The sequence below is a fragment of the Frankiales bacterium genome (assembly GCA_016125335.1).
In the GTDB taxonomy this organism is placed as follows: domain Bacteria; phylum Actinomycetota; class Actinomycetes; order S36-B12; family CAIYMF01; genus Longivirga.
Window position 1 is genome coordinate 150,555 of sequence record WGLY01000002.1, and the last position, 21,854, is coordinate 172,408.

Sequence of the window (21,854 nt, forward strand, 5' to 3'; positions counted from 1 at the left end):
GCCCCGAAACCCGGACCTCAGCGCCGGGGGCGCTTGGTGCGCACCCGCAGGCTCACCCGGATCGGCGTCCCCTCGAAGCCGAACTCCTCGCGCAGGCGGCGCTCGATGAAGCGCCGGTAGCCGGCCTCGAGGAAGCCGGAGGTGAACAGCACGAAGGTCGGCGGGCGCACCGCGGCCTGCGTGCCGAACAGGATCCGCGGCTGCTTGCCGCCGCGCACCGGGTGGGGGTGCGCGGCCACCAGCGTGGCCAGGAACGCGTTGAGCCTCGAGGTGGGCACCCGCGTCTCCCAGCTGCTCAGCGCGGTCTCGAGGGCGGGCACCAGCCGGTCGGTGTGGCGACCCGTGCGCGCGCTCACGTTGACCCGCGGCGCCCAGCGCACCCCGATGAGGTCGCGCTCGATCTCGCGCTCGAGGTAGCGCCGCCGCTCGTCGTCGACGAGGTCCCACTTGTTGAACGCGAGCACCAGGGCGCGGCCGCTCTCGACGACCATCGTGAGGATGCGGGTGTCCTGCTCCGTGAGCGGCTCCTGGGCCTCCAGCAACACGACGGCCACCTCGGCCTTCTCCAGCGCGGCCCGCGTGCGCAGCGAGGCGTAGTACTCGTGCCCGCTGGCCTCCCGCACGCGGCGGCGGATGCCGGCAGTGTCCACGAACCGCCAGGTGACGCCGGCGATCTCGACGAGCTCGTCGACCGGGTCGACGGTGGTGCCGGCGACGGAGTCGACCACCACGCGCGACTCCCCGGCGAGCCGGTTGAGCAGGCTCGACTTCCCGACGTTGGGCTTGCCGAGCAGGGCGACGCGGCGCGGGCCCCGGGGCTGCGGCGCACGGCTGCCCTCCTCGGGGAAGGCGGCGACGACGGCGTCGAGCAGGTCGCCCGAGCCACGCCCGTGCAGCGCGGACACGGCGTAGGGCTCGCCGAGACCGAGCGACCAGAGCATCGCGGCGTCGGCGTCGCCGCGCTGGTCGTCGACCTTGTTGGCCACCAGCAGCACGGGCCTGCTGGTGCGGCGCAGCCGGCGCACGACGTCCTCGTCGGCGTCGGTGGCGCCCACAGCAGCGTCGAGCACGAAGAGGATGACGTCGGCCTCGTCCATGGCCCGCTCGGCCTGGGCCGCCACCTGCGCGGCCATCCCGCGCGGGTCGCGCTCCCAGCCGCCGGTGTCGAGCAGCAGAAACCGGTGCCCGGCCCACTCCGCCTCGTAGGTGACGCGGTCGCGGGTGACGCCCGGGACGTCCTCCACGACCGCCTCGCGCCGGCCGAGGATCCGGTTGACGAGCGTGGACTTCCCCACGTTGGGACGGCCCACGATGGCCACCACCGGGAGCAGCCCGTACTCGTCGTCGTCGAAGACGGCGAGGTCGTCCAGGTCGTAGCCCAGCGCGGCGAAGGCCGCGGCGTCGAGTTCCTCGTCGTCGCCGAGGTCGCCGAGGTCGGGCAGGCCGGCGTCGCCGTCGAGGTCGTCGACCTCGTACTCCTCGTCGTCGTCCCAGGCCGCCGTGTCGGCGTCGTAGCCCAGGTCGTCGTCGAGCAGGTCGCGGTCGACCCCGTCCTGCGGGCGGGGGTCGGTCGGCGTCTCGTCGCTGCTCACGTGTGGCTCCGGCGCGGGGTGTCGGGGAGGGGCGGTGGACCGGGAAGAGTCTGACCGGTCGCGGCCATCGCCGCGCCCACATGGTCGGCGAGCAGCTGCCGGACGCGCTCGCCCGCGCCGGTGAGCACGGCCCGCCGGCGCGGATCGCCCTCGGGCCGCAGGAGCACCGGGGCCCCGAACACGACGTCGACCGCGGAGCGCAGCCGCGGCAGCGCGTCGCGTCGGGCGCCGCGGGGGCGCGAGCCGAGGACCGCCACCGGCACCACGGGGGCGCCGCACGTCAGGGCGAGGTACGCCGCACCGTGGTGCGCGTGCCGCACGTCGCCGGCCCCGGCCTCCCCCTCCGGGAACAGCGCCACCACGCCGCCGCCCCCGAGCACGGCCGACGCCGCACGCAGCGAGACGCGGTCCGGGTACGCCGAGCTCATCGGGATCTGCCCGGTGGTGGCCAGCAGGTGGGTGAACGGCGGGACCGCGAGGTCGGCCGAGACGAGGACGTGCACCGGACGGGGGCAGCGCGCGGCGACGAGCACGCCGTCGAGCACGCCCGCGTGGTTGGCCACGAGCACGACCGGACCCTCGCGCGGGACCAGGTCCGCACCGTGGCCGCGCACCCGCCAGGCCTTGACGGCCAGAGCGGCGAGGTTGCGGCCGGTGGCCGCCCGCGCCGTCGACGGGGCGGCCGCCGTCGCGGAGCCCGGCACCTGTGAGTCGGCGCCGCTCCCCGGGGCGGGCGGGCCTCCCGAGCGACGGTGCGGGACCAGGCCGCTCACCGCGGACCTCCCGCGCGGGCGTGGCGGCGGACCGCGCTGCCGCGGGGCGGCGTCATGCGCCCTCGTCGACGGCGTCGCCGGTGCGCTCGCGCACCAGGCGCACCACGGCGTCGACCACGTCGGCCAGGGTGAGGTGCGTGGCGTCCACGACGACGGCGTCCGGGGCGCGCGTGGCCGGGGACGCCGCCCGTGTGGCGTCGTGGGCGTCCCGGCGCGCGAGGTCGGCCACCACGGCGTCCAGCGTGCCGGCCGTCGGCGCGGCGACGCGGCCGGCGGCGGCGTCCTCGGCGGCCCGCCGGGCGGCGCGCACCTCGGGGTCGGCCACCAGCCAGACCTTGAGGTCGGCGTCGGGCAGCACCACCGAGCCGATGTCGCGGCCCTCCACCACGATCCCGGTCCCGGCGTCGAGGGCGTCCTGCACCGCCTCGCGCTGCAGCGCGACGAGCACGGCGCGGGTGCGGGCCTCGGCCGCCACCTGCGACACCGTGGCCGTCACCGCCTCCTCGCGGATGGCCCGGGAGACGTCGGTGCCGTCGACGCTCACCCGCGACTCGTCCGGGTCGGTGGACCACTCCAGGCGGGCCGACGCCGTCGTGCGGGCCACGGCGTCGGCGTCGGCGAGGTCGATCCCGTCGCGCAGCGCCGCCCAGGTCATGGCCCGGTACATGGCCCCGGTGTCGAGGTAGCGCAGGCCCAGCGCCCGGGCGACCCCCCGCGACACGCTGGACTTGCCGGACCCCGAGGGGCCGTCGACGGCGACGACGGCCGTGGCGGGGCTGGGGCGGCGGGTCACGGTCGGTCCTCCGGGTGGTCGGGCTCGCGGGCGGTGGGGGCCGGCGGTCGGGGCTGACGGTCGGGGCTGGCGGACTGGCTGGCGGTCGGGCGGGGCTCGCGGGGCGGTCGCGGCGGCCGGCTCGGGGGCGACGTGAGGGCCTGCTGCGGCACCCGACTCTAGGCCAGCGGGCGACCAGGCACGGTGCGCACCGCGGCGCCGTGCCGCCACAGCGGCGAATCTGCTTGTCGACTTCTCGCGCACGCGTCCGGGCCGCGGACCTGCTCCTCGTGACCACCGGAGGACCGCACATGCCGGATCACGCTTTGTCGACAAGCCACCACGACGACAAACCACGGGCCCGACGCCGGCCGCGCACCGCCGTGACCGCGCCGGCAGCGACGCCGTCGAAGCGCGGGCCGTCTCCTCCGGCCCGGCGCAGCGGCAGGTCAGACGCGCAGCTCCCAGCCCCGGCCCCGGAGCCCGGCCGCGAGCGCCTCGGCCCGCTCAGGGGCGACCTCGAGCTCCACCAGACCGGTCGGGCGTCCCTGCGCGTGGTCGATGCGGACGTCCTCGAGGTTGACCCCCGTGCTGGCGACGTCGGCGAACAGCCGCCCCAGCTCGCCGGGGCGGTCGGCCACCACGACGGGCACCACGGTGTAGGCCACGGCCCCGGCGCCGTGCTTGCCCGGCACCAGGCGCGACCCCGCGACCCCGGCGGCCAGGGCCGCCCGCACGCGGTCGGCCCCCGGCGGGCCCCCGGCACGCAGCCCGTCCCGCACGGCCTCCAGGCGGCCGATGAGCCCGTCGAGCGCGTCCGCGACGGGGCCGGCGTTGCTCGTGAGGATCTCGGTCCACAGGTCGGGATCCGACGCCGCCAGCCGGGTCACGTCCCGCAGGCCCTGGCCGGACAGGCGCACGTCCGCCTCGCCGAGGCCGTCGAGCCCGGCCGCCACGAGCGAGGAGACCACCTGCGGGGTGTGCGAGGTGAGCGCGACGGCCCGGTCGTGCCGGGCCGCTGCGGTGAGCACCACGACCGCGCCGAGGCTCTCCACCATCCGCCGCACGACGTCGACCCGCGCCGGATCGGTCACCGCCGTCGGGGCCAGCGCCCACACCCGGTCCGCGAACAGATCAGCACGGGCCGCGGCGGCGCCGGACACCTCGCGCCCGGCCAAGGGGTGGCCGGGCACATATCGGGACAGATCCGACCCTCGACTCTCGACCTCGTGTTGAAGATGAGACTTAGTGCTCGCCACATCACTCACGGTCGCATCGACGTACATACGGAGGATCGCATCGATGACTGCAGCCGCCGCGGCAGGGGGAACGGCCACCACCACGACGTCGGGGGCGTCGCTGGGGCGCCCTGCGCGGCCCGCTCCCCTGCCCACCGCGACCGCCACCGCCTCCGGATCGGCGTCGTCGACCCACACCTCGACGCCCTGGCGGCGCAGGCCGAGGGCGACCGACGCCCCGATCAGCCCGGAGCCGACCACCAGCACGCGGGCGGGCGGCCCCGCCTCGGCCGGCGGCCGCTCCCCCGCCCCCCGGGGCCCCGTGGCGCCGACGTCGCTCACTGCGCCAGGTCCTGGCGCAGCACCTCGGCACCGCGCAGGTAGACGTGGCTGACCGCGGACCGGGGCCGGTCGAGCTCGGCGTGGGCCATCACCCGCACGACGCGGCTGAGCGCGCCGGGCACGTCGATCTCCTGGGCGCAGATGAGCGGGACGTCGCCCAGGCCGAGCCCGCGCGCCGCTGCCGCCGGGAACATGCACACCAGATCGGGGGTGGCGGTGAAGATCATCGACACGAGGTCCTCGCCGGTGATGCCGTTGCGCTCGAGCATCGTCGCCACGAGCTCGACCACGGCCTCAGCCATCTCCTCAGCGTCGTCGGCCCGCAACCGGGTGGCACCCCGGATCGCTCGCAGTGCCACGTCGGCTCCTCCTCGCTGGTCGTCGCAGGTCACCCTAGCGATGACGCGACGACGCGACGTAGCGACTCACCGAGTCGCCGTCATGTCTGCACATCGGTTCCCCGACTGGTCGGTACATCGTGCTGCCGATGTACCGATGGAACGCTATAACAGGATGTCGATATGCCGATCAAACCTTCTGTCGAAGCAGCGACGTGACGATCTGACGGCGATGCGACACGTCTCCCAGCCGACTCCTCCCCCGGACGCCCACCGCGCCACGGGAGCGATGCGGCCCTCGTGCCCGCCGTGCGCGGCGAGAGCTGCGCCGCGGTGCGTCCAGCCGGGTCATGTCGGTGTGGGTCCGCCACCGTCACCGCCGGTGAAGGGCTGCTGACCAGCACAAACGCTGCGGCGCGGCGGGGGGTCGGGCGGCCGCCGGCGCTGACGGGGCTCCGCAGCGATTTGTCGACGAAACGACGCCCGGCACGAGGCGCCCTCGCTCCGCCGTTGTCGACAAAGGGATCTAGTGCTCCGTGGTGGACCGGGGGAGATCGGTCTGCACGGCGCTTTGTCGACGAAGCGACCAGGCGCTACGTCGTTCTGGGAGTGCCAACGTGACCGGCGTTCGCCGGCCACGGGAGCGCACGCGGGAGGCCGCGGGGCGCGCACCTCCGGGGCCGCGTCGACCGTCCCGGACCGGTCGGAGCCCGAGCGCTCAGAGCCCGACGGCGGCGTAGAGCTCGCCGACCTCCTGCATCGACAGCGTGCGCACCTTGCCCGAGCGCAGGTCCCCCAGGCCGATCGGCCCGACCTTGACCCGGACCAGTCCCTCGACGGGGTGGCCCACCTCGGCGAGCAGCCGGCGCACCACGTGCTTGCGTCCCTCGTGCAGCACGACCTCCACGAGGGAGCGCCCCGGGGCGGAGGTGACCACCCGGAAGCGGTCGACCCGCACCAGCCCGTCCTCGAGGTCCACCCCGTCGCGCAGCCGCTTGCCGAGGCCCCGCTCGATGGACCCGCGCACCTGCGCCAGATAGGTCTTGGTCACCCCGTGCGAGGGATGGGCCAGGCGCTGGGCGAGCTCGCCGTCGTTGGTGAACAGCAGGAGCCCCTCGGTGTCGGCGTCGAGGCGGCCGACGTGGAACAGCCGCTCCTTGCGCCCGCGCAGGTAGTCCCCCACGCACGGGCGGCCGCGCTCGTCGCTCATCGTCGACTGCACCCCGCGCGGCTTGTTGAGGGCGAGGACGACGTGGCCCGGCGCGGTGGGGATCCGCATGCCGTCGACCTTGATCACCGCGCGGGACGGATCCACCCGCATGCCCTGCTCGAGCACGACCTGGCCGTCGACCTCGACCCGGCCCTCGTCGATCAGCTGCTCGCAGGCCCGCCGGCTGCCCAGCCCGGCCGCGGCCAGGACCTTCTGGAGTCGGATCTCGCTGACATCTTCACGATCACGATTCATGGCTATACCTCAACTTGAGGTCTGCTCGATGAATTCATCAAGCATCTCGATATCGGGCAGATAGTCTGCGACGGGCGGCAGTTCCTCCAGCGACCGGATCCCCAGCCGCTCGAGGAAGAGCTCGGTGGTCCGGTAGAGGATCGCTCCGGTCGTCTCGTCGTGGCCCGCCTCGGCGACCAGCCCGCGCGTGGTGAGCGTGCGCATGACGCCGTCGACGTTGACCCCGCGCACCGCGGAGATGCGTGCCCGGCTCACCGGCTGCCGGTAGGCGACCACGGCCAGGGTCTCCAGCGCCGCCTGGGTGAGCCGCGCCTGCTGGCCGTCACGCACGAACCGCTCGACCACCTCGGCGCAGGCGACACTGGTGTAGAAGCGCCAGCCCCCGGCCACCTCCCGCAGCTCGAAGCCGCGCCCCTGCTCGGCGTAGTCGGCAGCGAGCGCCACCAGGCGCTCGGCCACCTCCCCCACCGGACGGCGCACGAGCGTGGCCAGGCTGGCCACGTCGAGCGGCTGGTCGGTCACGAGCAGCACCGCCTCGAGCGCGGCGTCGAGGCTCGGGGCGCCCAGGGTCGCCTCGGGGACGTCGTCCTCCTCGGTGCCGTCCGGCGCCGCGGCGCTCTCCGCCGCCTCCGGCGGCTCCTGCGCCTCCTGAGGGCCCTCTGCGGCCTCAGGAGGCGCAGGGGGGCTCGGCGGGCCCGCTGCTGCCTCGTCGGCCCCAAGCGCCCCCGTGGGTGCCTGCGCGGACGCCTCCGGCGTCCGGTCGTCCGGCTCGCTCACCCGTGCTCCTCCGCCTCGTCCGTCGTGCCGCCGCCGGCCGCACCGCTGACCGCGTGGGACACGCCCGGGATGTCCGGCGTGTCCGGTGTGTCCTGGTCCATGCCTGTGCCGAGCGCCTCGAGGTAGGCGGCCACGTCGTCGGCGGTGGCCTGCGGCGCGTCCGGCTCGGGCGCCGGAGCAGCCTGGGGGGCGCCGTCGTACTCCTCGGCGGCGACCTCGACCTCGCCCTCGGCGCTCCCGGTCCAGCGCACGTGCAGCTCGCCGAGGGGCGAGAGCTGGTCGAAGGCCACCGAGCCCTCGCGGTAGAGCTCGAGCAGCGCGAGGAACCGGGCCACGACCAGCAGGGTCGAGTCGCAGTCGGCGATGAGGCCGCGGAACGTCGACGAGGGGTGGCGGCGCAGCCGGTCGACGAGGACGGCGGCCTGCTCGCGCACGCTCACCCGCACCGCGTGGATGTGCGAGACCGACACGGCCGCAACGGGTCTCGGCGCCAGGGCGCGGCCCGCCAGCGACGCGAACTCCTCCGGCCCGAGGCCGAGCAGCACCTCCGGCAGCAGGCCCGCGAACTCCGGGTCCAGGCCCACCTGGCGCGGGTGGCGCCGGCCCCCGGAGGCGATCATCTCGGCGAAGACGCCGGAGACCTCCTTGTAGGCGCGGTACTGCAGCAGGCGGGCGAAGAGCAGGTCGCGCGCCTCGAGCAGGGCGAGGTCCTCCTCGTCCTCCACCTCGCCGGAGGGCAGCAGCCGCGCCGCCTTGAGGTCGAGCAGCGTGGAGGCGACGACGAGGAACTCCGTGGCCTCGTCGAGGTCCCAGTCCGGACCGTGGCGGCGGATGTGGGCGAGGAAGTCGTCGATGACCGTGTGCAGGGCCAGCACGGTGACGTCGAGCCGGTGCTTGGCGATGAGCGAGAGCAGCAGGTCGAACGGGCCCTCGAACTCCTCGAGCCGGACCGAGAAGCCCGAGCCCGCGGCGGGCGCGGCGCTGCCGGCCCCGGCCGCGGGGGCCGGTGCGTCCGGCGACCCGTCGTCGGCGGGCGACGCCGGTCCGGGGGCGCTCGCGGCCGCGGTCTCGATCACGCCGGGAACCGTACCTGCCGCGCGGGGCCCGGGACGCCGACCCGCCCGGCGGCCGGACCCGCGCGGCGCGGGCCTTGACGAGGCGCTTCACCGCCAAGTCGACGAATCCACGGCTCCTGACCTGCGCAGACGTTCCCGCAGGCGCTCCGACATCACCGGGTGGCGCCGGAGCGCCGGGGGCCCGCAGCCACCGCCGCCGGAACTGCATCCGCGCTCGCGCCGGTGCTGCTGCTGCCGGCGCACCGCAGGTGGCGGACGGTGCCGGGCCCCGCGCCGGACCAGCCGGCCCGGACGGCCAGCCGGATCCTGCGCCGGCTCAGACGCCGCGCAGGCGCCGCACGAGGATGCTCTCCTCGCCCTTGGCCTCGAGGTCGGCGATCACCACGGCCACGGCCTCGCGCACGATGCGCCCGCGGTCGACCGCGAGCCCGTGCTGCGCCCGCAGGGCCAGCTTGGCCTGCTCGATGTCCACGAGCTCCTCGGGCGAGACGTACACGGTGATCTTCTCGTCGTGGCGCTCGCGCCCGGTGGGACGCCGGTCGCCGCCCCGGCTGCGCCGCCGGGGGGTCGGCCGGCTGCGCACCGGCTCGGTCGCGGCTGCCGGCTCGGCCGCCGTCGCCTCCTCGGCCGGCCGGGACGCGACCGGCGCCTCCGGCTCGGGGGCCACCGCGGTGGCGGTGGCGCCCGGCGCGGGCGCCTCGACCGCCTCGGAGGTCCGGCGGAAGAGCTCGTCGGCCCCCGGCAGCGTCGCTCGTCGGCTCATTGGGCCAGCACCTCCCGGGCGAGCTGGCGGTACGCCGCGGCGCCCGTCGAGCTCGACGCGTACGTCGTGATGGGTTCGCCCGCGACGGTCGTCTCGGGGAAGCGGACCGTGCGGGCGATCACGGTGTGGAACACCTTGTCGCCGAAGGCGTCGACCACGCGGGCCAGCACCTCGCGACCGTGCAGCGTGCGGGAGTCGAACATCGTCGCCAGGATTCCCTCAACCTCAAGTCGAGGGTTGATCCGGTCCTGCACCCGCTGGATGGTATCCATGAGGAGGGCGACACCTCGGAGCGCGAAGTACTCGCACTCGAGCGGGATGATCACACCGTCGGACGCCGCCAGCGCGTTGACCGTGAGCAGGCCCAGCGAGGGCTGGCAGTCGATGAGCACGACGTCGTACTCCCCCAGCACCGGGGCCAGCACCCGGCTCAGGGTCTGCTCCCGGGCTACCTCGGAGACCAGCTGCACCTCCGCGGCCGACAGGTCGATGTTGCCCGGCAGCAGGTCCAGGCCCGGCACGCCGGTCTTGAGCAGCACCTCGTCGATGGCGACGTCGCGCTGCATGAGCAGGTTGTAGACGGTGAGGTCGAGCTCGTGCGGGTTGACCCCGAGCCCCACCGACAGGGCACCCTGGGGGTCGAAGTCGACCAGGAGCACCCGCCGCCCGGCCTCGGCCAGGGCCGCGCCGAGGTTGATGGTCGTCGTGGTCTTGCCGACGCCGCCCTTCTGGTTGCACAGGGAGATCACCCGTGCCGGGCCGTGGTGCTCGAGCGGGGCCGGCTCCGGGAAGCTCACCCGGGGGCGCCCGGTGGCGTCGAGGACCTCCTCGAGCGCGAGCGCGGCCGGGGGGCCCGGCTGCTCCCCGCCCACGGCGGCCGTGGGCGCCTCGGACCCTGTCGCGCGCGGACCCGCGCCGCCGTCCATCTCCCCGACCCCCGCCGCTAATGTCGACTTAGCCACAAGCAGACTCGCCTCTGATTCGATACAGCACCTGATCGCCTTGGCGATGGAGCGTCACCCTAGGGGCCCGGGGACCGGCCAGGCAAGGCGACGGCGGACGCCGGCACCCGTCCGGGGCCGGGCGCCGCGGCCCGCGCCGCACCGGGCCCGCCGCGGCGCGAGGCGACGCCGCAGGTCAGGAGCGTGCGCGGGGGTGGGCGAGGGCGTACACCTCGCGCAGCCGGTCGACCGTGACCAGCGTGTAGATCTGGGTGGTGGTGACCGACGCGTGGCCGAGCAGCTCCTGCACGACCCGCACGTCGGCGCCCCCGTCGAGCAGGTGCGTGGCGAAGCTGTGCCGGAAGGTGTGCGGCGAGACCTCGGCCGTCACCCCCGAGCGCCCCACGGCCGCCGCCAGCACCGACCACGCGCTCTGCCGGGTGAGCCGTCCGCCGCGGTGGTTGAGGAACAGGGCAGGTCCCCCGCGTCCCGCCGCGGCCAGGGCCGGCCGACCGCGCACGAGGTAGGCCTCGACGGCCGCGAGCGCCGGGCGCCCGACGGGCACGCGCCGCTCCTTGCCGCCCTTGCCGCGCAGCAGCACCGACGCGTCGTCGCGGTCGAGGTCGTCCACGTCGAGGCCGACCGCCTCGGAGATCCGCGCCCCGGTGCCGTAGAGCACCTCGAGCAGCGCGCGGTCGCGCAACGACCGGGGCGTGCCGTCGGCGCCGGCCGCCTCGAGGATCGCCTCGACCTCCGCGACGGAGATGGCCTTGGGCAGCCGCTTGGGCAGCGCCGGGGGGCGCACGGCCCGGCCGGGATCGGCCTCGGCGAGCCCCTCGCGCGCCGCGAAGCGGTGGAAGCCGCGCACCGCCACGACGGCGCGCCCGGCCGACGAGGCGGCCAGCGGCCGGTGCTCGGCGTCCCCGGAGCGCAGCGCGACCAGGAAGTCGGCGACGTCGGCCTCCGACACGCGGGCCGGGTCGGTGATGCCGTGCTCGGCGCAGAACGCCTCGTAGCGGGCGAGGTCGCGCCGGTAGGCGGCCAGGGAGTTGGCCGCCAGCCCCCGCTCCACCGTGAGGTGGTCGAGGTAGGCGCGCACGGCGCGCGCGAGCGGGGTGGGCGGGGTCGCGGTCATGACCCCCCGACCTTACCTGACATAACGCACGAGCCCCGGCTCCCCGGCCGATGACCGAGGGGTGCCGGGGCTCGTGGCCGCGCGCGGCCCGCTGATCAGGCGAGCACGGACTCCAGCGAGACCGAGGCGATGTCGGGGAAGGCCTCGGCCACGGCGCCGTAGGTGATGCTGCCCTCGTGGGTGTTGAGGCCGAGGGCCAGCGAGGCGTCGTCGCGCAGCGCCTGGGCCCAGCCCTTGTTCGCCAGCGCGACGGCGTAGGGCAGCGTGACGTTGGTCAGGGCGTAGGTCGAGGTGTTGGGCACCGCGCCCGGCATGTTCGCCACGCAGTAGAAGACCGAGTCGTGCACGGTGTACGTGGGGTGCGAGTGCGTGGTCGGGCGCGAGTCCTCGAAGCAGCCGCCCTGGTCGATCGCGATGTCCACGAGCACCGAGCCCGGCTTCATCCTCGACACCAGCTCGTTGCTGATCAGCTTGGGCGCCTTCGCCCCGGGCACGAGCACCGCGCCGATGACGAGGTCGGCGTCGAGCACGGCGCGCTCCACCTCGTAGGCGTTGGACGCGACGGTCTGCATGTGGCCCTGGTAGATCGCGTCGACCTGCCGCAGCCGCGCGATGTTGAGGTCGAGCAGCAGCACCTCGGCCTGCATGCCGAGCGCGATCGCGGCCGCGTTCTGCCCGGACACGCCCGCGCCGAGCACGACGACCTTGGCGGCGTAGGTGCCCGACACGCCGCCCATGAGCACGCCGCGACCGCCGTTGGCGCGCATGAGCGCGTGGGCGCCCACCTGCGGGGCCAGGCGCCCGGCCACCTCGGACATCGGGGCGAGCAGCGGCAGCGAGCGGTCGGGCAGCTCGACGGTCTCGTACGCGATCGCCGTGACGCCGGAGGAGACCAGCGCCTCGGTGCACTCGCGCGAGGCGGCGAGGTGCAGGTAGGTGAAGAGGGTCTGGCCCTTGCGCATGCGGTGGTACTCCTCCGCGATGGGCTCCTTCACCTTGAGCACGAGCTCGCCGGTGCCCCAGACGTCGTCCGCGGTGGGCAGGATCGTCGCGCCGGCCGCGACGTACTCCTCGTCGGTGATCGACGAGCCGACGCCGGCACCCTGCTCGACGTAGACCTCGTGGCCGTGGCGGGCGAGCTCGAACACCCCCGCCGGCGTGATCGCCACGCGGAACTCGTTGTCCTTGACCTCGCGCGGGATTGCGACCTTCACGACTACCTCCGCTGCTCGCCGTCGTCGCCGGGCGTTGCCGGTTGGGCAGGAGGATGAACCTGGGACCGGCCAAGCGGTAGAGGCGCCGCACTGGGTTCAGTATCATCTGGCCATGCCTGCACCCCGTTCGAGGAGCGCCCCGGCGTCCCGGTCCACGCCGAATCCGGTGCAGAAGCCCCTGGACGCCCTCGACCGGCAGATCCTCGGCGAGCTGGTGCGCGACGGCCGGCTGCCCAACAACGTGCTGGCCGAGCGGCTGGGCATCGCCCCCTCGACGTGCCTGCTGCGCACCCAGAACCTGGTGCGGCGCGGGGTCATCCGCGGGTTCCGGGCCGACGTCGACCACGCCCGGGTGGGCGCGGATCTGCAGGCGATCGTGTCCGTGCGCGTGCGCCCCGGCGCGCGCAACAGCCTCGTGGAGCTCGGGCAGCGGCTCGCCCACGAGCCGGGCGTGCTCAACGTCTACTTCGTCGCCGGGGCCTTCGACTTCCTCGTGCACGTCGCGGCGTCGGACACCGAGGGCCTGCGCAACTTCGTGACCCAGACGCTCTCGGCCCGCCCGGAGACCGAGTCGACCCAGACCAGCCTCGTGTTCGACCACTTCCCCGGGGCCGGCATCGCCCTGTGACGGGGCCCGGCCTCAGCCGCCCGACGAGCCGGGCAGCCGGGCGCGGCCGCTGCCCGTCACGTGGGCGCGCACCGGCCAGGGCGCGTCCACCCGGCGCAGCGTGCTCCACGACGCCTGGCGTGCGGCGTACGCCGCGAGCACCCCGGCCACCGTCAGCGGCGCGGTGAGGCGACCGGCGAGCACCCCGGCCACCGCGCTCTCGAGCGGCACCCACACGTGCGGGAGGTCGCGCTCCTCGCCGTCGCCGGCCGGTCGGCCGCCGGGCGCAGGGGCCAGGTCGCGCGCGAGGTAGCAGCGGATCGTCTCGCTCGACCCGCCGGGCGAGTTCTCGAGGTCCACCAGCACGTCCCAGCGGGCGGCGGTGAGGCCGGCCTCCTCCACCAGCTCGCGGGCCGCGCCGTCCCACGGGGACTCGCCCGCGACGTCGAGCAGGCCGGCGACGGGCTCCCACACGGACATCCCGATCGGGTGGCGGTACTGGCGCAGCAGGTACACGCGGTCGCGGGAGTCGAGCGCGAGCACGGCCACCGCCCCGGGGTGCGCGACGAACTCGCGCACCACGCGCTGGCCGTCGCCGAGGTCGACGGTGTCGCGGCGCAGGTCCCACACCAGCCCGTGGTGCACCACCTCGCTGCGCTCGACCGTGCGCGGGTCCGGCTCGTCGACCAGGGAGTCGACGTCGCCGGGCCAGGTGGGCGCCAGCACGACGTCGTCGTCCGACGGCGGCACGCCGCCGAGGCCGGGGTCGCTCACCTGCTCAGGCGTGGGCGAGCGTGACGGTCGTGCCGCGCCGCGCCAGCGCGGCGGCCACGAGACCGGCGAACAGCGGGTGCGCCTTGGTGGGGCGCGAGCGCAGCTCGGGGTGGGCCTGGGTGGCCACGTAGTAGGGGTGCACGTCGCGCGGCAGCTCGACGAACTCCACGAGGCGGCCGTCCGGAGAGGTGCCGGAGAACCACAGGCCGGCCGACTCGAGCTGCGCGCGGTAGTCGTTGTTGACCTCGTAGCGGTGGCGGTGCCGCTCGTCGACGTAGGTCTCGCCGTAGACCTCGCGCACGATGCTGCCCTCGGCGAGCTTGGCCGGGTAGAGGCCCAGGCGCATGGTGCCGCCCATGTCGCGCTCCCCCGCGACCACGTCGCGCTGGTCGGCCATGGTGGCGATCACCGGGTGCGGCGTCGACTCGTCGAACTCGGCCGAGCCGGCGCCCTCGAGCCCGGCGACGTCGCGGGCGTACTCGATCACCATGCACTGCAGGCCCAGGCACAGCCCGAGCGTGGGGATGCCGCGCTCCCGGGTGAACCGCAGCGCGGCCAGCTTGCCCTCGATGCCGCGGACGCCGAAGCCGCCGGGCACGCACACGGCGTCGACGTCGCCGAGCAGCCGCTCGGCGCCCTCGGGAGTGACGCACTCGTCGGAGGTCACCCAGCGCACGTTCACCCGGCAGTCGTGGGCGAACCCGCCCGCGCGCAGCGCCTCGGTGACCGAGAGGTAGGCGTCGGGCAGGTCGACGTACTTGCCGACCAGGGCGACGGTGACCTCGTGCGCGGGGTGGTGCACCCGGCGCAGCAGCTCGTCCCAGTCGGTCCAGTCGACGTCGCGGAACGGCAGCCCGAGCCGGCGCACGACGTAGGCGTCGAGCCCCTCGCCGTGCAGCACCTTGGGGATGTCGTAGATGCTCGGCGCGTCGACCGCGGCCACGACGGCCTCGACGTCGACGTCGCACATGAGCGAGATCTTGCGCTTGATGCTGGTGGGCACCTCGCGGTCGGCGCGCAGCACGATCGCGTCGGGCTGGATGCCGATGCTGCGCAGCGCGGCCACGGAGTGCTGGGTGGGCTTGGTCTTCAGCTCGCCCGAGGGCCCGATGTAGGGCAGCAGCGACACGTGCAGGAAGAAGACGTTGTCGCGGCCGACCTCGTGGCGGATCTGGCGCACCGCCTCGAGGAACGGCAGCGACTCGATGTCGCCGACCGTGCCGCCGACCTCGGTGATGACGACGTCGACCTCGGGGCCGGCCATGCGCCGGATCCGGGCCTTGATCTCGTTGGTGATGTGCGGGATCACCTGCACCGTGTCGCCGAGGTACTCGCCGCGGCGCTCCTTCGCGATCACCTGCGAGTAGACCTGGCCGGTGGTGACGTTGGCCGACCCGTGCAGGTCGACGTCGAGGAAGCGCTCGTAGTGGCCGATGTCCAGGTCGGTCTCGGCCCCGTCGTTGGTGACGAAGACCTCGCCGTGCTGGAACGGGTTCATCGTGCCCGGATCCACGTTGAGGTAGGGATCGAGCTTCTGCATGGTCACGCGCAGCCCGCGAGCCTTCAGCAGGTTGCCGAGCGAGGAGGCTGTGAGCCCCTTGCCGAGGGAGGAGGCGACCCCTCCGGTGACGAACAGGTGCTTCGTGGTCTGCGGGTTCACGGAGGTCCAGGCTATCAGTGCCCGGCGACCGCCGGACCGGTCGCGCCCGGCGTGTTCGCCGCGCGGGTCCGGCGTCGGACGCCGGCGGGCGCCGGACGCCGCGAGGGGCCCGGCCGCGTGCCGGGGCACGACCCGTTCAGGCGGCCGGCGCGCTCGTGGCCGTGGTGGTCGGGGTGGGTGTCGGCGTCGGTGTGGGCGTCGGGGTCGGCGTGGGCGTCGGGGTCGGCGTGGGCACGAGCTGCGCCGCCACGGACATGATCCCGCGCGCGTCGAGGGTCGCCCAGCTCGGCGGCACGGAGGCCGGCAGCTCGACGGTGATCGCCTGGCCGACGTAGAGCGCGTTGTACCAGCTGGTCATGGTGCCGTGGCACGGACCGGTGCCGCACGGCACCCGCACCGTGCGCAGCCGCAGCGCGGCGGCCAGCCGGCGCGCGTAGGTGCGGGTCTTGGCGCTGCTCACGTCGACCGAGCGGTAGGCCTGGTGCAGCGACACCACGAGGTCCGGGCGCAGCCGGTCGAGGAAGGCCGCCATGGCCCGCGACTCGGGCTCGCTCAGCGGCCGGCGCCCCGGGGCGTAGGCGGGGCTCGACGTCGTGGGGCTCCACCGGTAGGGGAAGTTGCGGTTGAGGTCGACGCCGTGGGCGTTGGTGCGGCGGTGCGCCGCGGCGCCGTCGGGGTTCATGGTGCTGACCACCCACACCTGCAGGCCGGCCGGCGGGTTCATCCGGGCGACCTTGGCCGCCACCGCCCGGCCGCCGGGCTCGCTGCCGTGCATCTGGCCGAGCAGCAGCAGCACGTACGGCGCGTCCGGCCGGCCCCGGCGCAGCGCCATGATCGTGCGGCCCTGCACCGAGCGGCCGAGCACGATCCGCTGCGGCGCGCTCGCCCGCCAGTGGCGGGTGACGCTCACCGGGGAGCGCAGCGCCGCGGGCTGCTGCTGATCGACGCCGACGGCCGCCGGCGCGGCGACCAGCGGGACCGCGGCCGCGGCGAGCGCGAGCGCTGCAGCGGCCACGGCCCCGCGGGCCCGCGCGCGGATCACCGGTCGCGGCTCAGCCGCGTGCGAGCTCGGCGCGCAGCACGTCGAGACCGACCGACCCGAGGGCGAGGGCACGCATGTGCCAGGCCTTGAGGTCGAACGCCTCGCCCTCGCGCGCCTTCGCGTCCTCGCGGGCGGCCAGCCAGACCCGCTCCCCCACCTTGTAGGAGATCGCCTGGCCGGGGATGCCGAGGTAGCGGTCGACCTCGCTGGCGGCGAACGTGTCGGACTGGAGCCCGCGCACCGCGAGGAAGTCGCGGGCGGTCTCGCGGTCCCACACCCGTCCGCGCGGGTCGGCGGCCAGGCCCTCCACCAGCACGGGGTCGATGTCGGCGGGCACCTCCAGGCCGAGGTGCAGGCCGATGTCGAGCACGATGCGCACCGCGCGCATCGCCTGGTTGGACAGGAACCCGAGCTCGTAGCCCGGGTCGGAGAAGTAGCCGAGCTCGTCCATGAGCCGCTCGGCGTAGAGCGCCCAGCCCTCGCCGTGGCCGGACACGAACTCCACGCGCTGGAACCGGGAGAGCCGCTCGCGCTGGAGCATCGCGTAGGCGACCTGGAGGTGGTGGCCCGGCACCGCCTCGTGGTACCAGACCGACAGCAGCCACCAGGCCCGCAGCGACGACTCGTCGAGCACCGGCAGCCAGGTGCGGCCGGACCGGCTGAAGTCCTCGCTCGGCGGGGTGTAGTAGGGCGCGGCGGCGGCGCCCGGAGGTGCGATCACCACCTCGCAGCGCAGCATCTCCTCCGGGATGTCGAAGTAGGTGCCGTTGAACGACGCGATGGTCTCGTCGGTGACCTGCTGCAGCCAGGCGCGGGTGCCCTCGGCGTCGCCCTGCCGGTAGGCGGGGTCGGTGTCGAGCCGGGCCTGGGCCTCGGCCGGGGTCACGCCGCCGTAGAGCCGCGAGGCGACGTCGTTCATCCGGTGGGTGAGCGCGGCCAGCTCCTGCCAGCCCCAGGCGTAGGTCTCCTCCGGGTCGATCTCCGCCCCGAGGTACACCCGCGCCATCGCGGTGTAGCGGTCGCGGCCGACGCCGTCCTGCTCCAGCGCCACGGGCGCCCAGGTGCCGCGCATCCACAGGGCGAGGTCGGCGTACGCCGCGGCCGCGCCCGCCGCGGCCTCGCGCAGCCGGGCGGAGAGCGCGTCGTCGCCGCCGGCGTACTGGGCCACGAAGCCGTCGAACCAGGACTCGCCCCGGGTGCCGTCGGCGGCCAGGCCCGCGGCCACGGCGGCCATGTCGGCACCGCCGAGCACCTGGCGCCGGGCCGGCAGCACGCCGCGCGCGATGCCCTCCTCGTACACGCTGCGCAGCGTGCCCAGCGACCACGGCACGGCCTCGAGGCGGGCCGCGATCGTGCGCCAGTCGTCGTCGGTCGCGGTGGCCATGAGCGTGAACACGTCGCGGCAGGCCTGCACCGGGCTGCCGATCACGTTGACATCGCGCAGGTGCTCGCCGAGCCGGTGCTGCTCCACCTGGGCCCCGAGCCGCTCGCGCATGAAGGCGACCGCGAGCCGGTCGTCGTCGTTGGCGATCGGCATGGCGTCGAGCGCCACGAGCCACTCCTGGTGCCGGGCGTAGCGGGCGTCGGCCGCGGCGAGGCTCCAGTCGGACATCCGGTCGTCGTAGCCCGCGACGCCCATGAACGTCGCGAACACGGGGTGGTCGGCGGCGATCGCCTCGACGGCCCGGTCGGCGAACTCGAAGACCTCGGTCATGCTCGTGCCCTCCTGCGTCGTGGGGTGGTGACAGGTTCGGTGCGGTCCGCTGTGGCGGGTTCGTGGGCCGCGGCTGCGGCGGTGGTGCCCGCGGCGACGGTCGCGCCGCGCCCCGGGGCGCCCGGCGCGGCGCGGTCGGCCGCGGCGAGGTCGAGCAGCTCCTGGGCGTGGGCCGCGGCGGACTCGGAGCCCTCGAGCCCGGCGAGCATACGCGCCAGCTCGCGCACGCGGTCCTCGTCGGCGACGACGCGCAGGTCCGACGTGGTCACCCGGCCGTCGTCGCTCTTGCGCACCACCACCTGGCGGTCGGCGAACGCCGCGACCTGCGGCAGGTGCGTGACGACGAGCACCTGGCTGCTGCGCGCCAGCCGGGCCAGGCGTCGGCCCACCTCGACCGCCGCGCGGCCGCCGACCCCGGCGTCGACCTCGTCGAACACCAGGGTGGGCACGGGCTCGGTGCCCGCGAGGACCACCTCGACCGCGAGCATGACGCGCGAGAGCTCGCCGCCGGAGGCGCCCTTGGCGAGGGGTCGCGCGGGTGCGCCGGCGTGCGGCACGAGCAGCAGCTCGACCTCGTCGACGCCGCTCGGGCCGAAGGCCACCCGCCTCGCCGCGCCGTCGAGGACGACCTCGAGGCCGTCGGCGGACTCGGCGTGGCGCAGCTCCACGTGCACCTGCGCGTGCGGCATCGCGAGCTCCACCAGCTCGGCGCTGACGGCGGCGGCGAACCGCTCCCCCGCCGCGCGGCGGGCGGCCGAGATCCGGCCGGCCAGCTCGCCGAGCCGCTCCCGCAGCTGCGCGCGCTGCGCGGCGAGCCCCGCCAGCCGCTCGTCGTCGCCGTCGACCTCGCCGAGGCGCAGCGCGGCCCGCCCGGACCAGGCGAGCACCTCCTCGACGGTGGCGCCGTACTTGCGCGTGAGCGCGGTGAGGGCGGCGCGGCGCTCCTCCACCGCCGCGAGCCGGGCCGGGTCGGACTCGGCCGACGCCGCGTAGCCCGCGAGGTCGGCGGAGACGTCCGCGAGCAGGACCGCGGCGTCGGCGACGCGGTCGGCCAGCCGGCCGAGCTCGGCGTCATGCTCGCGGACCGCGTCGAGGGAGCGCCGGGCGAGGGCGAGCAGGCCGAGGGCGTCCGGGGCGTCGTCGTCCGCGCGCAGCGACGCGTGCGCGGACAGCGCCGCCTCGCGCAGCGCCTCGGCGTGCGCGAGGCGCGCCGCCTCGGCGGCGAGCGCGGCGTCCTCCCCGGGCACCGGGTCGACCGCCTCGATCTCGGTGAGGCCCAGGCGCAGCAGGTCGGCCTCCTGCGCGCGCTCGCGCGCGTGCCCGGTGATCTCCGCGAGGTCGTGCTCCACCCGGCGCAGCCGGTCGAGCAGGCCGCGGTAGTCGCCGAGCAGGTCGGTGACCGGCGGGCCGGCGTAGCGGTCGAGCGCGGCCCGCTGGCGCGAGGGTGCCAGCAGGCGCTGCTGGTCGCTCTGGCCGTGCACGGCCACGAGGTCGTCGGCGATCTCGGCGAGCACGCTCGCCGGGACGGAGCGGCCCCCGAGGTGGGCGCGGCTGCGCCCCTCCGCGGTGACGGTGCGCGCCACGAGCACGGCGCCGTCGTCGAGCTCGCCGCCCGCCTCGTGCACCCGGTCGAGGACGGCGGGCAGATCGACGTGCAGCCTCCCCTCGACCTCGGCGCGGGCGGCGCCGGAGCGGACCGCGCCGGCGTCGGCGCGTCCCCCGAGGAGCAGGGCGAGGCCGGTGAGCACCATGGTCTTGCCCGCGCCCGTCTCGCCGGTGAGCGCGGTGAAGCCCGGGTGCGGCTCGAGCGCGGCATCGTCGATGACGCCGAGCCCGCGCAGGCGGATCTCCTCGATCACCGGCTGCCGTCCCCGGCCCGGGCCCTCCCCCGCCACCCGTCGACGGGCAGGTCGAACTTCGCGACGAGCCGGTCGGTGAACGGGGCGGAGTGCAGGCGGGCGAAGCGGACCGGGGCCGGGTGCCGGGTGATGTCGACCCGGGAGCCGGGCGGCAGCTCGACGAGCCGCCGCCCGTCGCACCACAGCACCCCGCCGCTGGTGCGCGGCATGATCTCGACGCCGATGCTGCTCGTCGGCGCCACCACGAGCGGCCGGGCGAACAGGGCGTGCGCGCTGATCGGCACCACCAGCAGCGCCTCGACCTCCGGCCACACGACCGGGCCGCCGGCGGAGAAGGCGTAGGCGGTGGAGCCCGTGGGGGTGGCGGCCACGACGCCGTCGCAGCCCCAGCGCGACAGCGGCCGCCGGTCGACCTCGATCATCACCTCGAGCATCCGCTCGCGGCTCACCTTCTCGACCGAGGCCTCGTTGAGCGCCCAGGTGCGGGCCAGCTCGGCGCCCTCGGCGCTCACCACCACCTCGAGCGTGGTGCGCTCCTCGACCGTCCACCGGCGCTCGACCACCGCGCGCACGACGGCGCTGACCTCCTCCACCTCGGCCTCGGCGAGGAAGCCGACGTGGCCGAGGTTGACCCCGAGCAGGGGGACGTCGAAGGGCCGGGCCAGCTCGGCGCCGCGCAGGATCGTGCCGTCCCCGCCGAGCACGACGACGACCTCGCAGCCCTCGGCCGCGGTGTCGCCGTCGACCGCGACAATGCCGCACGGGACGAGCTCGACGGCCTCCTCGGCCGTGGCCCGCACCTCGATCCCCTCGCGGCACAGCTCGTCGGCGACCTGGCGGGCGATCTGCACGGCGTCGGGGCGCCCGCCGTGGGTGACCAGCAGCACCCGCCGCGGCACGGCCGGGTGCCCGGCACCGGACTCCGGGCCGGCCGTGGAGGCGGGCGCGGGAGCGGGCTCGGCCGCAGGGTCCGTCACCGGGGGCCCTCCTCGACGGCTCGGGCGAGGTCGGCGTCCGCGAGCGGACCCGCCCCGCGACGCAGGTGCAGGAAGTACTCGACGTTGCCGCTCGGCCCCGGCAGCGGGGAGGCGACCACGCCGGCCGTGCCGAGCCCGAGGGCCAGCGCGGCTGCGGCGATCCTACGGACGGCGTCCGACCTGAGGGCGGGGTCGCGCACCACTCCCCCGGGTCCGACCTGCTCCTTCCCCACCTCGAACTGCGGCTTGACCATGAGGACGAGGTCCGCGTCGTCGGTGACCACGGCGGCGAGCGGGGCGAGCACGAGCGACAGGGAGATGAACGACAGGTCGGCCACCACGAGGTCCGGCCGCACGTCGAGGTCGCCGGGGCGCAGGTCGCGCACGTTGGTTCGCTCGAGCACCGTGACCCGCGGGTCGCTGCGGATCGACCAGGCCAGCTGCCCGTACCCGACGTCGACCGCGACCACCGAGGCGACCCCCCGGCGCAGCAGGACGTCGGTGAAGCCGCCCGTGCTGGCGCCGGCGTCGAGCGCGATCCGCCCGGTGACGTCGAGGCCGAACGCGTCGAGGGCCCCCACGAGCTTGTGCGCCCCGCGCGAGACGTAGTCGGGGCCCTCCTGCGCCTCGCGCACCACGAGGCTGGTCGCGGCGTCCACCTGGGTGGCCGGCTTGACCGCCCGGACGCCGCCGACGAGCACGCGGCCGTCGGCGACGAGCGACTGCGCGTGCTCGCGCGAGCGGGCGAGACCCCGGCGCACGAGCTCGGCGTCGAGGCGGCGGCGCGACACCGCT

20 protein-coding genes are annotated in these 21,854 nt (G+C 75.5%); 1 reads left to right on the forward strand and 19 read right to left on the reverse strand.

Annotated features, from left to right (window positions below; all coding sequences use genetic code 11):
* Positions 1 to 17 precede the first annotated feature (17 nt).
* From GC157_01625 to ald, 12 genes are all read right to left on the reverse strand, one after another.
* Positions 18 to 1,442 carry a ribosome biogenesis GTPase Der gene (locus GC157_01625; protein MBI1376176.1) on the reverse strand — a complete coding sequence of 475 codons (1,425 nt, stop codon included), beginning with the start codon at positions 1,440 to 1,442 and terminating at the stop codon, positions 18 to 20.
* 146 nt (positions 1,443 to 1,588) lie between these two features.
* Positions 1,589 to 2,365, reverse strand: a complete 777-nt coding sequence (locus tag GC157_01630; protein ID MBI1376177.1) for a 1-acyl-sn-glycerol-3-phosphate acyltransferase — start codon at positions 2,363 to 2,365, stop codon at positions 1,589 to 1,591.
* A gap of 52 nt (positions 2,366 to 2,417) precedes the next feature.
* Positions 2,418 to 3,158 (reverse strand): (d)CMP kinase, encoded by a 741-nt coding sequence (locus tag GC157_01635; protein MBI1376178.1) that lies wholly within the window; start codon positions 3,156 to 3,158, stop codon positions 2,418 to 2,420.
* A gap of 428 nt (positions 3,159 to 3,586) precedes the next feature.
* A complete protein-coding gene (locus GC157_01640; GenBank protein ID MBI1376179.1) occupies positions 3,587 to 4,642 on the reverse strand; it encodes a prephenate dehydrogenase in 1,056 nt (351 codons plus the stop codon).
* A 71-nt stretch (positions 4,643 to 4,713) separates the two neighbouring features.
* Positions 4,714 to 5,076 carry a chorismate mutase gene (gene aroH, locus GC157_01645; GenBank protein ID MBI1376180.1) on the reverse strand — a complete coding sequence of 121 codons (363 nt, stop codon included), beginning with the start codon at positions 5,074 to 5,076 and terminating at the stop codon, positions 4,714 to 4,716.
* A gap of 697 nt (positions 5,077 to 5,773) precedes the next feature.
* The gene (locus GC157_01650; GenBank protein ID MBI1376181.1) at positions 5,774 to 6,520 is read right to left on the reverse strand and encodes a pseudouridine synthase; all 747 of its coding nucleotides are present in this window, start codon (positions 6,518 to 6,520) and stop codon (positions 5,774 to 5,776) included.
* A gap of 9 nt (positions 6,521 to 6,529) precedes the next feature.
* The gene (scpB, locus tag GC157_01655; GenBank protein ID MBI1376182.1) at positions 6,530 to 7,087 is read right to left on the reverse strand and encodes an SMC-Scp complex subunit ScpB; all 558 of its coding nucleotides are present in this window, start codon (positions 7,085 to 7,087) and stop codon (positions 6,530 to 6,532) included.
* Positions 7,088 to 7,293: 206 nt separating this feature from the next.
* Positions 7,294 to 8,373 (reverse strand): segregation/condensation protein A, encoded by a 1,080-nt coding sequence (locus GC157_01660; protein ID MBI1376183.1) that lies wholly within the window; start codon positions 8,371 to 8,373, stop codon positions 7,294 to 7,296.
* Between the two features lie 316 nt (positions 8,374 to 8,689).
* Complete coding sequence (locus GC157_01665; protein MBI1376184.1) at positions 8,690 to 9,136, reverse strand: hypothetical protein; 447 nt, start codon at positions 9,134 to 9,136, stop codon at positions 8,690 to 8,692.
* Positions 9,133 to 10,062, reverse strand: coding sequence for an AAA family ATPase (locus GC157_01670; protein MBI1376185.1), 930 nt, complete (start codon positions 10,060 to 10,062; stop codon positions 9,133 to 9,135). The genes GC157_01665 and GC157_01670 overlap by 4 nt, the downstream gene beginning before the upstream one ends.
* A 211-nt stretch (positions 10,063 to 10,273) precedes the next feature.
* A complete protein-coding gene (gene xerD / locus GC157_01675; GenBank protein ID MBI1376186.1) occupies positions 10,274 to 11,212 on the reverse strand; it encodes a site-specific tyrosine recombinase XerD in 939 nt (312 codons plus the stop codon).
* 95 nt (positions 11,213 to 11,307) lie between these two features.
* Complete coding sequence (gene ald / locus GC157_01680; GenBank protein MBI1376187.1) at positions 11,308 to 12,426, reverse strand: alanine dehydrogenase; 1,119 nt, start codon at positions 12,424 to 12,426, stop codon at positions 11,308 to 11,310.
* A 112-nt stretch (positions 12,427 to 12,538) separates the two neighbouring features.
* Here ald and GC157_01685 point away from each other — a divergent pair, with 112 nt between their 5' ends.
* Positions 12,539 to 13,054, forward strand: coding sequence for a winged helix-turn-helix transcriptional regulator (locus GC157_01685; GenBank protein ID MBI1376188.1), 516 nt, complete (start codon positions 12,539 to 12,541; stop codon positions 13,052 to 13,054).
* A 12-nt stretch (positions 13,055 to 13,066) separates the two neighbouring features.
* Here GC157_01685 and GC157_01690 read toward each other — a convergent pair whose 3' ends face one another.
* The 7 genes from GC157_01690 to GC157_01720 form a co-directional block, all read right to left on the reverse strand.
* Positions 13,067 to 13,756, reverse strand: a complete 690-nt coding sequence (locus GC157_01690; protein ID MBI1376189.1) for an NUDIX domain-containing protein — start codon at positions 13,754 to 13,756, stop codon at positions 13,067 to 13,069.
* A 55-nt stretch (positions 13,757 to 13,811) separates the two neighbouring features.
* Positions 13,812 to 15,443 (reverse strand): CTP synthase, encoded by a 1,632-nt coding sequence (locus GC157_01695; protein MBI1376190.1) that lies wholly within the window; start codon positions 15,441 to 15,443, stop codon positions 13,812 to 13,814.
* Between the two features lie 160 nt (positions 15,444 to 15,603).
* Positions 15,604 to 16,482: a DUF2817 domain-containing protein gene (locus GC157_01700; protein MBI1376191.1), complete on the reverse strand. Its 879-nt coding sequence runs from the start codon at positions 16,480 to 16,482 to the stop codon at positions 15,604 to 15,606.
* Positions 16,483 to 16,519: 37 nt separating this feature from the next.
* A complete protein-coding gene (locus tag GC157_01705; GenBank protein ID MBI1376192.1) occupies positions 16,520 to 18,223 on the reverse strand; it encodes a DUF885 family protein in 1,704 nt (567 codons plus the stop codon).
* On the reverse strand, positions 18,220 to 20,082 hold the full coding sequence (gene recN, locus GC157_01710; protein ID MBI1376193.1) for a DNA repair protein RecN: 1,863 nt from the start codon (positions 20,080 to 20,082) through the stop codon (positions 18,220 to 18,222). Before recN ends, GC157_01705 begins: the two co-directional genes overlap by 4 nt.
* A complete protein-coding gene (locus tag GC157_01715; protein MBI1376194.1) occupies positions 20,079 to 20,969 on the reverse strand; it encodes an NAD kinase in 891 nt (296 codons plus the stop codon). Before GC157_01715 ends, recN begins: the two co-directional genes overlap by 4 nt.
* A gap of 86 nt (positions 20,970 to 21,055) precedes the next feature.
* Positions 21,056 to 21,850: a TlyA family rRNA (cytidine-2'-O)-methyltransferase gene (locus GC157_01720; protein ID MBI1376195.1), complete on the reverse strand. Its 795-nt coding sequence runs from the start codon at positions 21,848 to 21,850 to the stop codon at positions 21,056 to 21,058.
* Positions 21,851 to 21,854: the final 4 nt, after the last annotated feature.

Bases quoted from the DNA above. Each gene is read 5' to 3' on its own strand.
- xerD (MBI1376186.1), bottom strand. From the start codon at position 11,212: ATGACCGCGACCCCGCCCACCCCGCTCGCGCGCGCCGTGCGCGCCTAC.
- GC157_01670 (MBI1376185.1), bottom strand. From the start codon at position 10,062: ATGGACGGCGGCGCGGGTCCGCGCGCGACAGGGTCCGAGGCGCCCACG.
- GC157_01665 (MBI1376184.1), bottom strand. From the start codon at position 9,136: ATGAGCCGACGAGCGACGCTGCCGGGGGCCGACGAGCTCTTCCGCCGG.
- GC157_01685 (MBI1376188.1), top strand. From the start codon at position 12,539: ATGCCTGCACCCCGTTCGAGGAGCGCCCCGGCGTCCCGGTCCACGCCG.
- GC157_01705 (MBI1376192.1), bottom strand. From the start codon at position 18,223: ATGACCGAGGTCTTCGAGTTCGCCGACCGGGCCGTCGAGGCGATCGCC.
- GC157_01650 (MBI1376181.1), bottom strand. From the start codon at position 6,520: ATGAATCGTGATCGTGAAGATGTCAGCGAGATCCGACTCCAGAAGGTC.